General features: G+C 72.3%; 14 protein-coding genes. 2 read left to right on the forward strand and 12 right to left on the reverse strand.

The window, feature by feature from the left end; genetic code table 11:
- The first annotated feature begins 31 nt into the window (after nucleotides 1-31).
- Complete coding sequence (locus LRM40_RS15845) at nucleotides 32-1,069, forward strand: GGDEF domain-containing response regulator (protein ID WP_151124900.1); 1,038 nt, start codon at nucleotides 32-34, stop codon at nucleotides 1,067-1,069.
- Nucleotides 1,070-1,087: 18 nt separating this feature from the next.
- On the opposite strand, the gene LRM40_RS15850 is transcribed toward LRM40_RS15845, so the two are convergent.
- From LRM40_RS15850 to LRM40_RS15860, 3 genes are all read right to left on the reverse strand, one after another.
- Nucleotides 1,088-1,450 carry a 6-pyruvoyl trahydropterin synthase family protein gene (locus LRM40_RS15850; RefSeq protein WP_022982332.1) on the reverse strand — a complete coding sequence of 121 codons (363 nt, stop codon included), beginning with the start codon at nucleotides 1,448-1,450 and terminating at the stop codon, nucleotides 1,088-1,090.
- Between the two features lie 39 nt (nucleotides 1,451-1,489).
- A complete protein-coding gene (gene queE / locus LRM40_RS15855; protein ID WP_151124899.1) occupies nucleotides 1,490-2,131 on the reverse strand; it encodes a 7-carboxy-7-deazaguanine synthase in 642 nt (213 codons plus the stop codon).
- Between the two features lie 87 nt (nucleotides 2,132-2,218).
- A complete protein-coding gene (locus LRM40_RS15860; RefSeq protein ID WP_151124898.1) occupies nucleotides 2,219-3,472 on the reverse strand; it encodes a hypothetical protein in 1,254 nt (417 codons plus the stop codon).
- 253 nt (nucleotides 3,473-3,725) lie between these two features.
- On the opposite strand from LRM40_RS15860, the gene LRM40_RS15865 reads away from it, so the two are divergent.
- A complete protein-coding gene (locus LRM40_RS15865) occupies nucleotides 3,726-4,628 on the forward strand; it encodes a hypothetical protein (protein WP_151124897.1) in 903 nt (300 codons plus the stop codon).
- A 27-nt stretch (nucleotides 4,629-4,655) separates the two neighbouring features.
- On the opposite strand, the gene LRM40_RS15870 is transcribed toward LRM40_RS15865, so the two are convergent.
- From LRM40_RS15870 to LRM40_RS15910, 9 genes are all read right to left on the reverse strand, one after another.
- Nucleotides 4,656-5,276, reverse strand: coding sequence for a glutathione S-transferase (locus LRM40_RS15870; protein WP_151124896.1), 621 nt, complete (start codon nucleotides 5,274-5,276; stop codon nucleotides 4,656-4,658).
- 67 nt (nucleotides 5,277-5,343) lie between these two features.
- Nucleotides 5,344-6,633: a glycolate oxidase subunit GlcF gene (gene glcF / locus LRM40_RS15875; protein WP_151124895.1), complete on the reverse strand. Its 1,290-nt coding sequence runs from the start codon at nucleotides 6,631-6,633 to the stop codon at nucleotides 5,344-5,346.
- A gap of 20 nt (nucleotides 6,634-6,653) precedes the next feature.
- The gene (locus LRM40_RS15880) at nucleotides 6,654-7,373 is read right to left on the reverse strand and encodes an LrgB family protein (RefSeq protein WP_151124894.1); all 720 of its coding nucleotides are present in this window, start codon (nucleotides 7,371-7,373) and stop codon (nucleotides 6,654-6,656) included.
- A complete protein-coding gene (locus tag LRM40_RS15885) occupies nucleotides 7,370-7,735 on the reverse strand; it encodes a CidA/LrgA family protein (protein WP_151124893.1) in 366 nt (121 codons plus the stop codon). The genes LRM40_RS15880 and LRM40_RS15885 overlap by 4 nt, the downstream gene beginning before the upstream one ends.
- Before the next feature lie 11 nt (nucleotides 7,736-7,746).
- Entirely contained in the window at nucleotides 7,747-8,871 is a 1,125-nt protein-coding gene (gene glcE / locus LRM40_RS15890; protein ID WP_231067590.1) for a glycolate oxidase subunit GlcE, read from the reverse strand.
- Between the two features lie 2 nt (nucleotides 8,872-8,873).
- Nucleotides 8,874-10,382 carry an FAD-linked oxidase C-terminal domain-containing protein gene (locus LRM40_RS15895; RefSeq protein ID WP_151126019.1) on the reverse strand — a complete coding sequence of 503 codons (1,509 nt, stop codon included), beginning with the start codon at nucleotides 10,380-10,382 and terminating at the stop codon, nucleotides 8,874-8,876.
- A gap of 162 nt (nucleotides 10,383-10,544) precedes the next feature.
- Nucleotides 10,545-12,203 (reverse strand): L-lactate permease, encoded by a 1,659-nt coding sequence (locus LRM40_RS15900; RefSeq protein WP_151126020.1) that lies wholly within the window; start codon nucleotides 12,201-12,203, stop codon nucleotides 10,545-10,547.
- A gap of 226 nt (nucleotides 12,204-12,429) precedes the next feature.
- The gene (locus tag LRM40_RS15905; RefSeq protein ID WP_151126021.1) at nucleotides 12,430-13,311 is read right to left on the reverse strand and encodes a LysR substrate-binding domain-containing protein; all 882 of its coding nucleotides are present in this window, start codon (nucleotides 13,309-13,311) and stop codon (nucleotides 12,430-12,432) included.
- Nucleotides 13,308-14,501 (reverse strand): FIST signal transduction protein, encoded by a 1,194-nt coding sequence (locus tag LRM40_RS15910; protein ID WP_151126022.1) that lies wholly within the window; start codon nucleotides 14,499-14,501, stop codon nucleotides 13,308-13,310. Before LRM40_RS15910 ends, LRM40_RS15905 begins: the two co-directional genes overlap by 4 nt.
- Between the last annotated feature and the right edge of the window lie 2 nt (nucleotides 14,502-14,503).

A 14,503-nucleotide genomic window follows, 5' to 3' on the forward strand; every position in this document is an offset into this window, starting at 1 on the left:
GGTGTTGGGCCCGCGCCAACCCCGTTGTGCCATGCCTGCTGTTGCCGACATCCGTCTGAAGGTCCTGCTGGTGGATGACCAGTTGTCCCACCGCGCCGCCCTGGGGGCCGAGCTGCAGGCCATGGGGCACGATGTGGTGGAAGCCGGCAATGCCGAGGACGCCGTGGCCCTGTTCACCAGCCTGCGCCCGGACGCGGTGCTGATGGACGTGGAGATGCCCGGCCACAACGGGCACTGGGCCGCCCAGCAGATCCGCCGCGCCGAGCCCGAGGGCTGGACGCCCATCCTCTTCCTCTCAGGCCGGGTGTCCGATGCCGATCTGGCCGAGGGCATCGAATGCGGCGGCGACGACTACCTGTTCAAGCCGGTGTCCCCGGTGGTGCTGGCCGCCAAGCTGCGGGCCATGCAGCGCCTGTGCAGCCTGCACCGCCAGCTCACCTCGCTGACCGACCAGCTCAGGGCCAGCAATGCCGATCTGCAGATCCAGTCCCTGCACGACCCGCTGACCGGCCTGACCAACCGCCGCGGCCTGGACATCCGTCTGGACGAGGAACTGCGCACGGCCCGGCGCGAGCGCCAGCCGCTGACGCTGATCCTGTGCGACGTGGACAACTTCAAGGCCTACAACGACACCGCCGGCCACCTGCAGGGCGACCAGTGCCTGATGCGCATCGCCCAGCTGCTGGGCGAGACCTGTCGCCGTCCGCGCGATCTGGCGGCCCGCTTCGGTGGCGAGGAGTTCGTGATCCTGATGCCCGGCACCTCGCACTCCGGCGCCATGTTCTACGCCAAGGGCCTGCAGCGCATGGTGCACCAGCTGGCCCTGCCGCACCCGGCCTCGGACGGCAAGACCTGCGTGACCCTCTCGGGCGGCATCACCACCTGCGTGCCCGACGGCACGACGACGATCGAATCGTTGCTCTCGCGCGCCGACGCGGCGCTCTACACCGCCAAGTCGCTGGGCCGCGACCGCTTCTTCTGCTTCGAGACCCAGGCCGACTCCAGCACCGGCCAGGCCGAGCTGGCGAACTACGACCGCGAGAAGAGCAGCACCGCGACGCTGTTCTGAGCGCCGTGGCGGCGCAGCTCAGCGCCGCAGGCGGCAGCGGTCGCCGCTGGCCTCGCGGCGCACCTCCACGCAGCTGAGCTTGCCGGCGTAGACCAGCTCCATCGCGCGCCAGATGTAGGCGCACAGGTTCTCCAGCGTGGCCGGCCCCAGACCCGCGACCTCGTCGAGGAAGCGGTGGTCCAGTTCGCGGCGCAGCGTCTCGATGTTGCGGCGCAGGTAGGCCAGGTCCACCACCATGCCGTTGTCGTCGGGCGCACCGGCCAGGGTGATCTCGGCGATGTAGGTGTGGCCGTGGATGCGCAGGCTGGGCTCCACATCCACCGTGCGGCGCAGGGTGTGGGCGGCTTCGAAATAAAAGGTCTGGCTCAGTTCGTACTGCATGGGGTTCTGCGTTCTTCTGGATGGAGGGACGGCGGGCGATCAGCGGATGCCCAGCACCTTGTGGGTCTGCACCGACAGTCGCCAGCGCGGATCGGCCAGGCAATGCGCCGTGGCCCAGGCGGTGTTCTCGCGCGCCAGCGGGCCGTCCATGGCCTGCAGGAAATGGTGCGCGAACGGCAACTCGGCCAGTTGATCCAGGTCCAGCCCCGGCTGGGGCACCACGACCTTGAGCTCCTGCCCCTGGCGCAGCAGCAGGGTGCTGCCGGCCTTGGGGCTGACGCAGACCCAGTCCAGCCCGGGCGGCGGCAGCACGGTGCCGTTGGTCTCTATCGCGATCTCGAAGCCCTGCGCGTGCAGGGCGTCGATCAGCGCCGCATCCACCTGCAGCAGCGGCTCGCCGCCGGTGAGCACCACCAGCCGGCGGTTCGGCCCGGGCGCCGCGGCCGGCCACTGGGCCGCGATCTGCCCGGCCAGCGCCTCGGCCGTGGCGTACTTGCCGCCCAGCGTGCCGTCGGTGCCGACGAAGTCGGTGTCGCAGAACTGGCAGACCGCGCTGGCGCGGTCTTCCTCGCGGCCGCTCCAGAGGTTGCAGCCGGCAAAGCGGCAGAACACCGCCGGGCGCCCGGCATTGGCGCCCTCACCCTGCAGGGTGTAGAAGATTTCCTTGACGCTGTAGGTCATGGCGGAACCGGGTGGCTCGCAAGACAGGCGAGGCCCGGGGCAGAAAGTCGAACGACCTCGGATTGTCCGCCATGTCGCCCCGGCACATCAGCCGCCGGGCGGGGTCCCGTGGTGTGCCAGCTGCAGGGCCGCCGCATCGGTCAGCCCGGCCAGCCGGTCACACAGCAGGCGCGCCCAGACGTCCGAAGGCTGCGCCCCGTGCGCAGGCAGGCCCAGCAGGTCCGGCGCGGCCCAGGCGAGAGACCACAGCTGCCGCAGGGCCAGACCGGCCTCCTCGGACGCCGCGGCCACCTGGGGCGCCTGGGCCCAGGCCTGCGCCACCAGGCCCTGCAGGCTGGCCACCAGGGCCTGGGCGGGGGCGATCCATTGGGCGCGGTGGTGCAGCAGGGGCTCGTCGACGACCGGGGCCGCCTCGATGTCCACCGAGATGAGCAGGGCGTTGACCAGGGCCCCCACCGCCTGGCGCCGCGCCGGGCCCGGGCCTGCGAACAGGCCCTGGGCCAGCGGGACCGGCTGCAGGTCCACCGCCTCGGCCCAGCCCGGGTCCAGCACCACCGCGTCCCAGGCCGCCCGGGGCACGGCGCCCAGGCCCAGCGCGTCGTCGAACTCGTGCACCGCATGGGCCAGCTGCTCGGCCAGCTGGACGATGCTGCCGTCCAGCGAGACGGCCGCATGCAGCAGCCCGTGCGGCGGCACCCCCAGCAGGGCTCGGCGGTCACGCTCGCTCAGGGGCTGCAGCAGCCAGTCCTGCCCGGCCAGCCCGGCCGGGTCGCGCCCGGGGGTGGGCAGGGCCAGCATGGCGCGGTCGTACAGGCCCAGCAGCGTGCGCCGGGTCAGGTCCAGCCCGTGGCCGGGCGTGTGCGGCTCCAGGCGCTGCATCAGCCGCAGGGCCTGCCAGCGGGGATCGAAGCCGCCGTGCTCGCGCATCAGCTCGGCCAGTGTCCGGTCGCCCACCGGGCCGAAGGGCGCATGCCCCAGGGAGCGTCCCAGCGCGACGGCCTCCAGCAGGTTGACGTCCGGCAGCCAGGGCAGCCAGGGCTCGCCCGGCGCGTGCAGGTGCTGCAGGGCCCGCAGCATGCCGCGGGAGAGCTGCGAGACCTCCAGCACATGGGTCTGCCAGGCCCGCGGCAGCATGGACCCCAGCAGGCCGGGCACCTGGGACTTGCCCATCAGCCGCCGGGAGGCGGCCGAATGCAGCAGCCGCGCCCGGTCCCGCGCGAACGGGTCCCGGTAGTCGCTGGAGCGGGCCCGCTGCAGGTCCAGCCCGGAGCGCCGGGCCCGCCAGATCCAGTCGTGGCGGGCCGCCTGCAAGGTGGCGGGGGAAGGGTGGCTCAGGTCCATGGCGGCCTCCGGAAGTCCAGGCGTGCGCCCACCCTAGGCCGGCACCGCCGCCCCCGACCTAGGCCCAACCCGGAGAAGCCCCGCCGCCATGGGGCGGAGCGTGACAGGTTGCCGTTTTGCGGGGCCCGCGCGGGGCGGCCGGGCGTCCCTTGTCGGGGTGACGCCAGCGGGCGCGGCCCGGCGCATCATGGCGCGGCCAGACCGCCCGCCCCGGCCCACCCGGCCTCCCGCCATTCGCCCGCAGGATCGAACCATGGACACCCTGACGCTCATCCCCGCCGACGCCCTGACCGGGTCCAACCCGCCCACGCTGGGCGAATACGGACGCCGCCTGCTGGCCGAGGGGGACTCCTGGTTCACGATCGGCGCGCTCAACCCGGTGCGCGGCAGCAACCTGCTGCTGAACCTGCGGGTCACCCGCTCCACCGCCATCATCAGCTGCGCCTACCCGGGCGACACCCTGGCCCACATGGTGGACCATGTGAACGACCCCTGGTTCGACCGCCTGCTGTGCCATCCCAACTTCGCCAGCCGCTGGGAGGGCATCCTGCTGTCGGCCGGTGGCAACGACCTGATCGACGCGGCCCAGCAGCGCCCCCGCCACCGCGACGGCCAACCCGCCGCCTGGGACGAGCGCCTGCTGCTGACGCCGGACGAAGCCCTGCAGCTGCACCCGGGCGAGGCAGGGGCCATGCGCTGGATCAGCGAGCCCGGCTGGCAGCGTCTGGCGGGCTACCTGGTGGCCAACCTGATCGAGCTGGTGGAGCGGCGCGACGAGGGCATGAACCGCGGCGTGCCGCTGATGCTGCACACCTACAGCGCCCCGGTGGTGCGCCCGGCCGGTGTGGTGACGGCCCCGCAGGGCTGGCTGTGGCCGGCTTTCGAGGCCTTCGGCATCCCGGTGGACGCGCGCCAGGCCGTGTCCGACCTGCTGTTCGACCGCCTGCGCCGGCTCTGGCTGGACACCGGCCCCAGCCTGCCGCAGGTGCGGGTCTTCGACAGCGCCGCGGTGCCGCTGAACCCGGCCCGGCCCGGCAGCACCGGCCCCTCGGGCGACTGGGTCAACGAGATCCACCTCACCCGGGCCGGCTACGCCAAGCTGGGCGCGGCGATGGGCCCCTGGATGGAGGCCCAGTTGCAGGAAGTCCGGCTGTGACCCCGCAGGCCCGCCGTCACCGCTCCGTCAGGTTTGCGGGCAGGCGCGGAAGGCCGCCAGCCCCTCGGCCTCGGCCGTGTGGGCCGACAGGGCCGGGTGGGCGAGCGCATCGAAGCGGCCCGGCAGCACCAGGTTGGCAAAACTCCACGCCACCGCCGCGGTGATGCCGTCCTGCTGGATGTGGGCCGGGCCCATGGCCAGCGGCCGGGCCGTCATCTCGGCCTCCAGCAGCGCGAAGGCCCGCTGGGCCTGCTCGCTGACCCGGTCCAGCCAGGGGCCGTGCCGGTGCTCGGGCGGACGCAGCTGCATCTCGTAGACGATCTGCACGGTCTTCTCGCAGGCCGCCAGGGCCAGGCCCAGCACCCGCAGGCACTGGCGCGCGGCCACCGGGTCGGCGGGCATCAGCGACCGGGCCAGCGGCGCGCCGGTGATCAGCGGCAGGTGGTCCAGGATGAGGCTGGAGTCCATCAGCACGGTGCCGTCGTCGGTCACCAGCGTGGGGGCCTTGACCAGCGGGTTGATGGCTTCGAACTCGGGCTTCTGGCGGAAGACCGAGATGGAGCGGTGCTCGAACGGGATGCCCAGGAGCTGCAGTGACACCGCGACGCGGCGCACATAGGGCGAGTCCAACATGCCGATGAGTTGCATGGCCAAGGTCCTGTGCAAGAAAGGGCCACCGAGTGTAGGCGGCCCCATGGCCCTTGTCTTGGCCCTGTCAGGCCCGGGGACGTTCGTCCAGCGCCTCGTCCAGCACCTCGATCCAGTGGCGCACCGGTCGCTCGCTGGCCGAGGCCAGGTGCTGGATGCAGCCGATGTTGGCCGACACCACCGTCTGGGCCTGCACCGGCGCCAGGGCCTTGAGCTTGCGGTCGCGCAGCGCGGTGGACAGCTCGGGTTGCAGCACCGAGTAGGTGCCGGCCGAGCCGCAGCACAGGTGGCTGTCCACCGGCGCGGTGCGCACGTCGAAGCCCAGCGCCGCCAGATGGATCTCCACCCCGCCGCGCAGCTTCTGCCCGTGCTGCAGCGTGCAGGGGGGGTGGTAGGCCAGCGGCACCGGCGGCGCGTCGGCCGGCTCGTTGCGGCGCGCGCGGGCGCGGGCCAGCAGCGGCTGCAGCAGGGGCACCAGGTCGGGCAGCAGCTCGCTCACATCCTTCGTCAGCGCGCTGATGCGGCGGGCCTTGTCGGCATAGGCCGGGTCGGCCGCCAGGGCCAGGCCGTACTCCTTCACCGACAGGCCGCAGCCGCTGGCGTTCATCACGATGGCCTCGACCTGGCCGGCCTCGGTCAGGCCCTCGACCATCGGCCACCAGGCGTCGATGTTGCGCCGCATGTCGGCCAGGGCGCCGGTGTGGTCGCCCAGGTGGTCGCGGATGGCGCCGCAGCAGCCCGCGTCGTCGGCCACCACGGTCTGGATGCCCGCGGCGTCCAGCACCCGGGCAGTGGCGGAGTTGATGTTGGGCATCAGCGTGGGCTGCACGCAACCCATCAGCATCAGCACCTTGCGCGGGTGGCTGCGCGTGGGCCAGCGGTGGGCGTCCTGGCCCGGCGCCGGGGTGACCTTGGCCTGCAGCTTGGCCGGCAGCAGCGGTCGCACCGCGCGGCCCAGGGCGATGGCCGGGCCGAAAGCCGGGGAGGTCAGACCCTCGCGCAGCAGCCAGCGCACCGCGCGCTGGCCGGCCGGGCGCCGCACCCGTTCGTCCACCACCTGGCGGCCGATCTCGACCAGGCGGCCGTACTGCACGCCGCTGGGGCAGGTGCTCTCGCAGTTGCGGCAGGTCAGGCAGCGGTCCAGGTGGGCCTGGGTGGCGGCCGTCACCGGCGCGCCCTCGAGCACCTGCTTCATCAGGTAGATGCGCCCGCGCGGGCCGTCGAGCTCGTCGCCCAGCAGTTGGTAGGTGGGGCAGGTGGCGGTGCAGAAGCCGCAGTGCACGCACTGGCGCAGGATGGCCTCGGCGGCCTCGCCTTCGGGTGTGCCGGCGAATTCGGGGGCGAGATGGGTTTGCATGGGGGAATCGGGTCGTCGGTTCAGAAGTCCAGCCAGCGCGCCGCCAGCGGCAGCAGCAGCGCGGCCAGCAGGGCCTGCAGGCCCAGGGCCAGGCCGGCGTAGGCCCCGGCGTCGGGGTGCACCTGCAGGGCGCGCGCCGCGCCGATGCCATGGGCGGCCGTGCCCAGCGCGAAGCCGCGGGGCGCCTGGCCTCGCACGCCCAGGGTGTCGAACAGGAGCTTGCCGCTGAGCGCGCCGGTCAGGCCGGTGATCAGGGCGCCCACCGCGGCCAGGGCCGGGATGCCGCCCAGGCGCTCGGCGATGCCCATGGCCACGGGGGCGGTGACCGATTTGGGCGCCAGCGAGGCCAGCACCTCGCGCGGCAGGCCCAGGACGTGGCCGATGAGCACGGCGCTCAGGGCGGCCACGGCGCCGCCGGCCAGCGCCGCCAGCAGCAGGGGCATCCAGCGCGCGCGCAGCTGGGCCCGGCGCTGCCACATGGGCCAGGCCAGGGCCACCACCGCCGGGCCGAGCAGGAAATGGATGAACTGCGCGCCGGAGAAGTAGGTCGGGTACGGGGTGCGGGTGACCAGCAAGAGCAGGGAGAGCGCCAGCACCGTCCAGAGCACCGGGTTGGCCAGTGGCGGATGGCCCAGGCGGTGGCTCAGCATCTGGGCCAGCACATAGGCCGTGACGGTGGCGGTCAGGCCGAACAGCGGCGTGGCCGACAGATAGACCCAGAGTTGGACGAAGGAGCTCACCGCGCGCCCTCCCCTTCCGACTCGGCGGCCGGCAGCAGCGCGCGCAGCACCAGGGCCGTCACCGCCAGGCCCAGCCAGGTGGACAGCACGATGGCCAGCAGCATGCGCACGCCGTAGGTGCCCAGCAGGTCCAGGTGGGTGATGACCCCCACCCCCACCGGCACGAAGAGCAGCGAAAGGTGGCCCAGCAGGCCGCCGGCCGCCGCCGCCACGGGGGCCTGCAGCGGGGCCCAGCGCAGCAGGCCCAGCAGCAGCACCGCCCCCAGCACCGGGGCCGGCAGCGGCAGGCCCAGCAGGCGCACCAGCGCCTCGCCGGCCGACTGGCTCAGCAGCAGGAGGGCGAAGCCTTGCAGCAGCGGCACCGGGATCTCCGTCAGAAGGCCGGATGCAGGCGCTGGCGGTTGAAGATGCCGGCCGGATCGAAGGCCTGCTTGAGCCGGTGGTGGATGCGCAACAGGGCCGGCGACAGCGGGCCGAAGACCTCGCCGGTGCGCTCACCGCCCCACCAGGCGGTGGCGTGCCCGCGGGCCTCCAGGGCCGCGGCGCGCACGGTCTCGGCGCTGTCGCGGCTCACCAGCCAGCGGCAGCCGCCGCCCCATTCGATCAGGGTGTCGCCCGACAGGGCGATCCTGGGCGCGGTGGGGGCCACCGACAGACGCCAGAGCACCGCGCCGTCGACCACCGCCGCGCGGGCGGTGCTGAAGAACTCGTCACGCTGGTCGCGCAGGTCCGCCCAGAAGCGCGCGGCCAGGGCCGGCTCGATCGGCTCGCCGCCGAGCTTGCGCTGGGCAGACTCGACCGCCGCGGCCGCGCCCCCCAGACGCACGATCAGGGCGCCGTCCCACCAGGCGCTGGCCTGCAGCGGCAGCGGCTGGCCGGCCCAGTCGTTCACCCGCTTGAGGGCGTTGACCTGGTCCAGGTCGAAGCGCAGCGTGGCGGTGGCCGGCGGCACCGGCAGCACCTTGAGCGAGACCTCGCAGATCACGCCCAGCACGCCCATGGAGCCGGCCAGCATGCGCGAGACGTCGTAGCCGGCCACGTTCTTCATGACCTGGCCGCCGAAGCTCAGCAGCTCGGCCTGGCCGTTGAGCAGGGTGGCGCCCAGCACGTAGTCGCGCACGCCGCCCAGCGCGGCGCGGGCCGGGCCGGCCAGGCCGGCCGCCACCATGCCGCCCACGGTGCCACCGCCCGGGCCGCCCCCCGGCGTGTGCCCGAAGCGGGGCGGCTCGAAGGGCAGCCACTGGCCCTTCTCGGCCAGCGCGGCCTCCAGCTCGGCCAGCGGCGTGCCGGCGCGCGCGGTCACCACCAGCTCGGTGGGCTCGTAGGACGAGATGCCGCGCAGCTCGCCCAGCGACAGCGGTTCGCCGATCAGCGGACCGCCGTAGAAATCCTTGCTGCCGCTGCCGCGGATGCACAGGGGCTGGCGGCGCTCGGCCGCCTCGCGCACCTGTTCGACCAGGGCGGCCAGCGTGGGGTCTTGGGTCACGGGATCGGCCACGGTCAGAAGCGCTCCAGTTCAGGGAAGGGCAGCAGGCCCTTCTTCACATGCATGCGGCCGTATTCGGCGCAGCGGTGCAGCGAGGGCAGCACCTTGCCGGGGTTGAGTCCGCCGGCCGGATCGAAGGCGGCCTTGAGGGCGAACATCTGGGCCCGCTCCTCGGGGCTGAACTGCACGCACATGGAGTTGAGCTTTTCCACGCCCACGCCGTGCTCGCCCGTCACCGTGCCGCCCATGGCGACGCTGGTCTCCAGGATCTCGGCGCCGAAGAGCTCGCAGCGGTGCAGCTGGTCCGGATCGTTGGCATCGAAGAGGATCAGCGGGTGCAGGTTGCCGTCTCCGGCATGGAAGACGTTGCAGCAGCGCAGCTGGTACTTCTTCTCCATCTCCTGGATGGCCAGCAGGATGTCGGCCAGCCGGTGGCGCGGGATGGTGGAATCCATGCACATGTAGTCGGGGCTGATGCGCCCCGAGGCCGGGAAGGCGTTCTTGCGCCCGCTCCAGAACTTCAGGCGCTGGGCCTCGTCCTGGCTGACCTCCATGCGGGTGGCGCCGGCGCTGGCCAGCACCGCCTTCATGCGGCCGATCTCCTCCTCGACCTCCTCGGGCGTGCCGTCGCTCTCGCACAGCAGGATGGCCGCGGCGTCGAGGTCGTAGCCGGCATGGACGAAGGCCTCGACCGCGGCGGTCATGGGTTGGTCCATCATCTCCAGGCCGGCCGGGATGATGCCCGCGGCGATGATGGCGGCCACCGCGCCGCAGGCCCGGTGCACGTCGGGGAAGCTGGCCATGATGCAGCGCGCCACCTGGGGCTTGGGCGTGAGCTTGACCGTCACCTCGGTGGTCACGGCCAGCATGCCTTCGCTGCCCACCAGCACCGACAGCAGGTCCAGGCCCGGGGCGTCGTAGGCATCGCCACCGAACTCCACCGGATCGCCCTCGACGGTGTAGCCCTTGACCTTGAGCACGTTGTGCACGGTCAGGCCGTACTTCAGGCAGTGCACGCCGCCGGAGTTCTCGGCCACGTTGCCGCCGATGGTGCAGGCGATCTGGCTGGAAGGGTCCGGCGCGTAGTACAGGCCCAGCGGGGCGACGGCCTCGGAGATGGCCAGGTTGCGCACGCCGCACTGGACCACCGCGGTGCGGCTGGCCTTGTCGATCTGCAGGATGCGGTTGAACTTGGCCAGCGCCAGCGTGACGCCTTCGGCATTCGGCATGGCGCCCCCCGACAGGCCGGTGCCGGCCCCCCGGGCCACCACCGGCACGCCCAGGCCGTGGCAGACCCGCAGCACGGCCGCCACCTGCTCGCCCGTCTCCGGCAGGGCGACGGCCAGCGGGCGCTGGCGGTAGGCGGTCAGGCCATCGCACTCGTAGGGCACGGTGTCCTCGGCCTGCCACAGCAGCGCATGGGCGGGCAGCACCGCGCCCAGGGCGGCCACCACCTCGGCCTGGCGTGCGGCGCGGCGGGTGGGGTCGGTCGGGTTGGGGGGAGCGTCGGTCAGGGTGGTCATGGTGTCGGGGCCTGCGGGCCAGGGCAGCCACCGGGCGGTGGCTCAGGCAGCCCATGGGACTGTAACGCCAGGGGGCCGCGCCACCCTCGGTGGGAACGCGGCCCCTTCGTCAAAACAGCTGTGACCGGCAGCGGGGCAATCCCGCCGCCGATGCGCCGGTCCTCAGTGGACCATCAGCGTGAACGGCGGCACATAGGCCTGCAGCGTCACCAGCACCCCCACCAGGCAGGCCAGGGCCACCGAGTGGAAGAAGACGTAGCGCAGGATGTCGCCTTCGTGGTTGAACCAGCGGGTGGCGGTGGAGGCCACCACGATGGACTGGGCGTCGATCATCTTGCCCATCACGCCGCCGGAGCTGTTGGCCGCGCCCATCAGGTTGGGGTTCAGGCCCAGCTGGTCGGCCGCCACCTTCTGCATGCCGCCGAACAGCACGTTGGAGGCGGTGTCCGAGCCGGTCATCGCCACGCCCAGCCAGCCCATCAGGGTGCCGAAGAAGGGGTAGAGCACGCCGGTGTTGGCGAAGGCCAGGCCCAGGGTGGTGTCGGTGCCCGAGAAGCGGGTCAGCGTGCCCAGGGCCAGCATCAGCACGATGGTCAGCAGCGACATGCGCACCAACCAGACCGTGCGCAGGAAGGTCTTGACGATGGCCACCGGGCCGTAGCCCATCACGAAGGCGCCGACGATGGCCGACAGCAGGATGCCGGTGCCGGTGGCCGACAGCAGGTTCAGCACGTAGACGGCCGCCTCCTTGTGCGGGCTGGTGACGACCGGGGGCATCTTCTCGACCAGGTTGTTCAGGCCGTCCATCGGGAACTTGGCCAGGAACAGGTGGTTCAGGTAGTCCTTCACCGGCGGCAGGCCCCAGACGAAGACGAAGACCGTCAGGATCAGCCAGGGCGTCCAGGCACGCAGCAGCTCCTTGCCGCTGTAGGCCACCATGGTCTTGGGCCGCGGCGGCTCGCCACCGTCCTTCTCATGGCCCTTCAACGAGGGCGAGGTCCAGATCTTCTTGGGCTGCCAGACCTTCAGGAAGCTCACCAGCGCGACCATCGAGACCAGGGCCGCGATGATGTCCACCAGCTCGGGGCCGATGAAGTTCGACACCAGGTACTGCGGGATGGCGAAGGACAGGCCGGTCACCAGGATGGCGGGCCAGATCTCCATCATCGCCTTGCGGCCGGCGAAGGCCCAGATCAGCCAGAAGGGCACCAGCAGCGAGAAGAAGGGCAGCTGGCGGCCGATCATGGCCGTCACTTCCATCAGGTCGTAGCCGTGCACCTTGGCCAGCGTGATGACCGGCGTGCCCAGGGCGCCGAAGGCCACCGGCGCGGTGTTCGCGATCAGCGACAGGCCCGAGGCGGCCAGCGGCGAGAAGCCCAGGCCGATCAGGATGCCGGCCGTCACGGCCACCGGCGTGCCGTAGCCCGCCGCGCCCTCGAAGAAGGCGCCGAAGCAGAAGGCGATCAGCAGCAGCTGCAGGCGGCGGTCCTCGGTGATGCCCGAGAGCGAGTCCTGCAGCACCTTGAAGCTGCCGTTGCCCTCGGCCAGCTGCTGCAGGAAGATGATGTTGAGCACGATCCAGCCGATCGGCAGCAGACCGGTCAGGCCGCCGAAGATCGCGGCGTTGCCGGCCAGGCCGACGGGCATGCCGTAGCCGAACACGGCCACGCAGAAGGCGGCGGCCAGCCCCATGCCGGCGGCGATGTGGGCCTTGATGTGGAAGAAGCCCAGGGCCACCAGCATCACCACCACCGGCACGGCGGCCAGGGCGGTGGAGATGAACATGTTGCCGAAGGGGTCGTAGATCTGCTGCCAGGCCATGGTGGTGGGGTCTCCTCGCGACTGCGTTGTGGTGCCTGAAAACACGAACACGGCCCCGGGTATGGCTGACACGCCCGGGGCCGCGAATCGGCACGGACTGTAGGGAGGCCGACCGGGGTGCCGGTTGAAACTTTCAGGGCTTGCGCGTGAGAGTTCTTCAAAACGGGGGTTAACCCGCAAGTCCTTCGTCAGCCCACCGTCAGACAGGGACGAAGGGCCCCTCCGCTCAGCTCAGCGCGGTCTTGATCCAGTCGGCAAAGGCCGCGCATTCCCAGCGCTCCATCGTGCCGGGCTTCCAGCACAGGTGGTGGTGGAAGGGCGAGGGCACGGTGCGCGGCGACAGGCGCACCAGGCGCCCGGAGTCGATCCAGGACAGGCCCAGCTTCATGCGCATCAGCGCCACGCCGAAGCCTGCTGCGGCCGCATCCAGCACCAGGCCGACGTCGTTGAACTGGGCGCCCACCCGGGGCTCGGGCAAGGCGATGCCGTGGGCCTGGAACCAGGTGCTCCAGGGGTCCAGCGGGCTGCGGATCAGGCGGGCCCGCTCGACCTTCTCGACCGTGTCGAATCCGTCGAAAGGGCCGGACTCGTGGAGGTACTCGGCGCTGCAGACCGGCGTGACCTCGTCGCTGAGGATGCGCACATGCTCCACGTCCGCATAGGGGCCGATGCCGTAGCGCACCTCCAGGTCGGCTTCCTCGGCCTTGACGTCGGCCAGCGGGATGGCCACCTGCAGAATCAGCTCGATGTCCGGGTAGGCGTGGCGGAACAGGGCCAGGCGGGGCAGCAGGATCTGGCGCGAGAAGGTGGGTGTGACCGCCAGACGCAGGCGCACCCGGCTGGGGCTGGCGGGCAGGTGGCCCGGCACCTGCTGCAACGCGCGCAGGCCCTCGCGCACCGGCCCCAGGTAGGCCGCGCCTTCGGAGGTCAGGCTGAAATCCCGCCCGAACAGCTTGAGGCCGAGCTGGCCCTCCAGCTGGCGGATGCGGTGGCTGACCGCGCTGGGCGTGACGGCCAGCGCCTCGCCCGCGGCGGTGACGCTGCGCAGGCGGGCCAGGGCCTCGAAGGCCAGCAGGCACTGGATGGGCGGAATGCGGGGCGGCGTCACCCGGCCTGCCCCTCGTCGGGCACCGCGAACACGGTGAGCACCCCGGTGTAGCTGACCAGATGGCGCCCGGCGATCTCGCCAGCGGCGAAGAAGCCCACCAGGGGCACATCCCCCAGCGCGTGACGGACGATCTGCAATTCGGCCGAGGGCCCTCCGAAATGCCCGCCGCCCCGGCCGGTGCAACTGATGTAGAGCGCGCCGACCGGGCGCCGCGGCGGCAGGCCGCTCTCTTCGTCGCCGGCCAGCTCGTCACGGATCTCGGCGCAGATGCGCACCAGGTCGCGCCGGGCCATCTCCACGTCGCGCTGGCAGAAAGCCAGCTGCTGGCCGGGTTCGACCCAGTCGGCAATGGCCACGGCCTGGCGGGTCGGGTCCAGCCCCACCAGGTGGCGCACCCGGGTGTCCACGCCGAACTGGCCGCCGCGGGCCCGGTCGGCATCGCCCGCATCGGTCAGGCCGGCCAGCACGCTGCGCAGGCGCTGCATCAGCGGATCGGGCTCGCTCAGGCGCATGCCCAGGTCCTTCAGCAGGAACAGCAGGGCGGGCTGCTCGTCCAGGGTGAGCACCAGGTTGCGCTCAGCCGCGGTGACCGTGCGGGTGGGCCCGATGGGCTGGCAGCCCTGGGTCATGCGGGAGACCAGGTCCACCGCCGGGCTGAAGGCCACACCGGAGAGCCCGCCGGCGAAAACGCCGTTGGCCAGTTGCACCGCCCGGTTGCGGGCGCTGGCCACGCCACCGAAGAGCTGGCCGCTGCCGGTGCGCTCGGCCAGCTCGCCCACCAGTTCGGACAGATCGGGCGTGGAGGGGTCGGCGTGGACCAGGGCCGTCCAGGGCGTGTCGCCCTCCAGCGGATGGCGTCCGCTGAAGACGCGGAACTGGTCGGTGGGCAGGTCCAGCAGCAGCAGGGCCAGCGCCGGTTCGTCCCAGTACTCCACGCCGGAGGCGGCGATGCCCACCCCCACCGTGCCGGCCAGTTGCAGGCCCGGCCAACGCTGCCGGATCTCGTCGAGCAGGGCCTCGGCCTGGCCGGCATAGGCTTCGGTCAGGTACAGCAGGCCCAGCCGGGCCTGGAAGCCGGGGCGGCCGGCCCGCTGCGATTCCAGCTGGGCCGCCGCCAGAGCCAGCGCCATGTGGGCATCGGGGTGGGTGGCATGGCCCAGAAGGGCCGCGCTCAGGCAGGCTTCGGTCATGG

The sequence above is a fragment of the Ideonella dechloratans genome (assembly GCF_021049305.1).
Classification (GTDB): Bacteria; Pseudomonadota; Gammaproteobacteria; order Burkholderiales; family Burkholderiaceae_C; genus Ideonella; species Ideonella dechloratans.

Excerpts from the sequence above, each read along its gene's own strand:
- LRM40_RS15845 (WP_151124900.1), top strand. The coding sequence starts at position 32 with ATGCCTGCTGTTGCCGACATCCGTCTGAAGGTCCTGCTGGTGGATGAC.
- LRM40_RS15850 (WP_022982332.1), bottom strand. The coding sequence starts at position 1,450 with ATGCAGTACGAACTGAGCCAGACCTTTTATTTCGAAGCCGCCCACACC.
- queE (WP_151124899.1), bottom strand. The coding sequence starts at position 2,131 with ATGACCTACAGCGTCAAGGAAATCTTCTACACCCTGCAGGGTGAGGGC.
- LRM40_RS15860 (WP_151124898.1), bottom strand. The coding sequence starts at position 3,472 with ATGGACCTGAGCCACCCTTCCCCCGCCACCTTGCAGGCGGCCCGCCAC.
- LRM40_RS15865 (WP_151124897.1), top strand. The coding sequence starts at position 3,726 with ATGGACACCCTGACGCTCATCCCCGCCGACGCCCTGACCGGGTCCAAC.
- LRM40_RS15870 (WP_151124896.1), bottom strand. The coding sequence starts at position 5,276 with ATGCAACTCATCGGCATGTTGGACTCGCCCTATGTGCGCCGCGTCGCG.
- glcF (WP_151124895.1), bottom strand. The coding sequence starts at position 6,633 with ATGCAAACCCATCTCGCCCCCGAATTCGCCGGCACACCCGAAGGCGAG.
- LRM40_RS15895 (WP_151126019.1), bottom strand. The coding sequence starts at position 10,382 with ATGACCACCCTGACCGACGCTCCCCCCAACCCGACCGACCCCACCCGC.
- LRM40_RS15900 (WP_151126020.1), bottom strand. The coding sequence starts at position 12,203 with ATGGCCTGGCAGCAGATCTACGACCCCTTCGGCAACATGTTCATCTCC.
- LRM40_RS15910 (WP_151126022.1), bottom strand. The coding sequence starts at position 14,501 with ATGACCGAAGCCTGCCTGAGCGCGGCCCTTCTGGGCCATGCCACCCAC.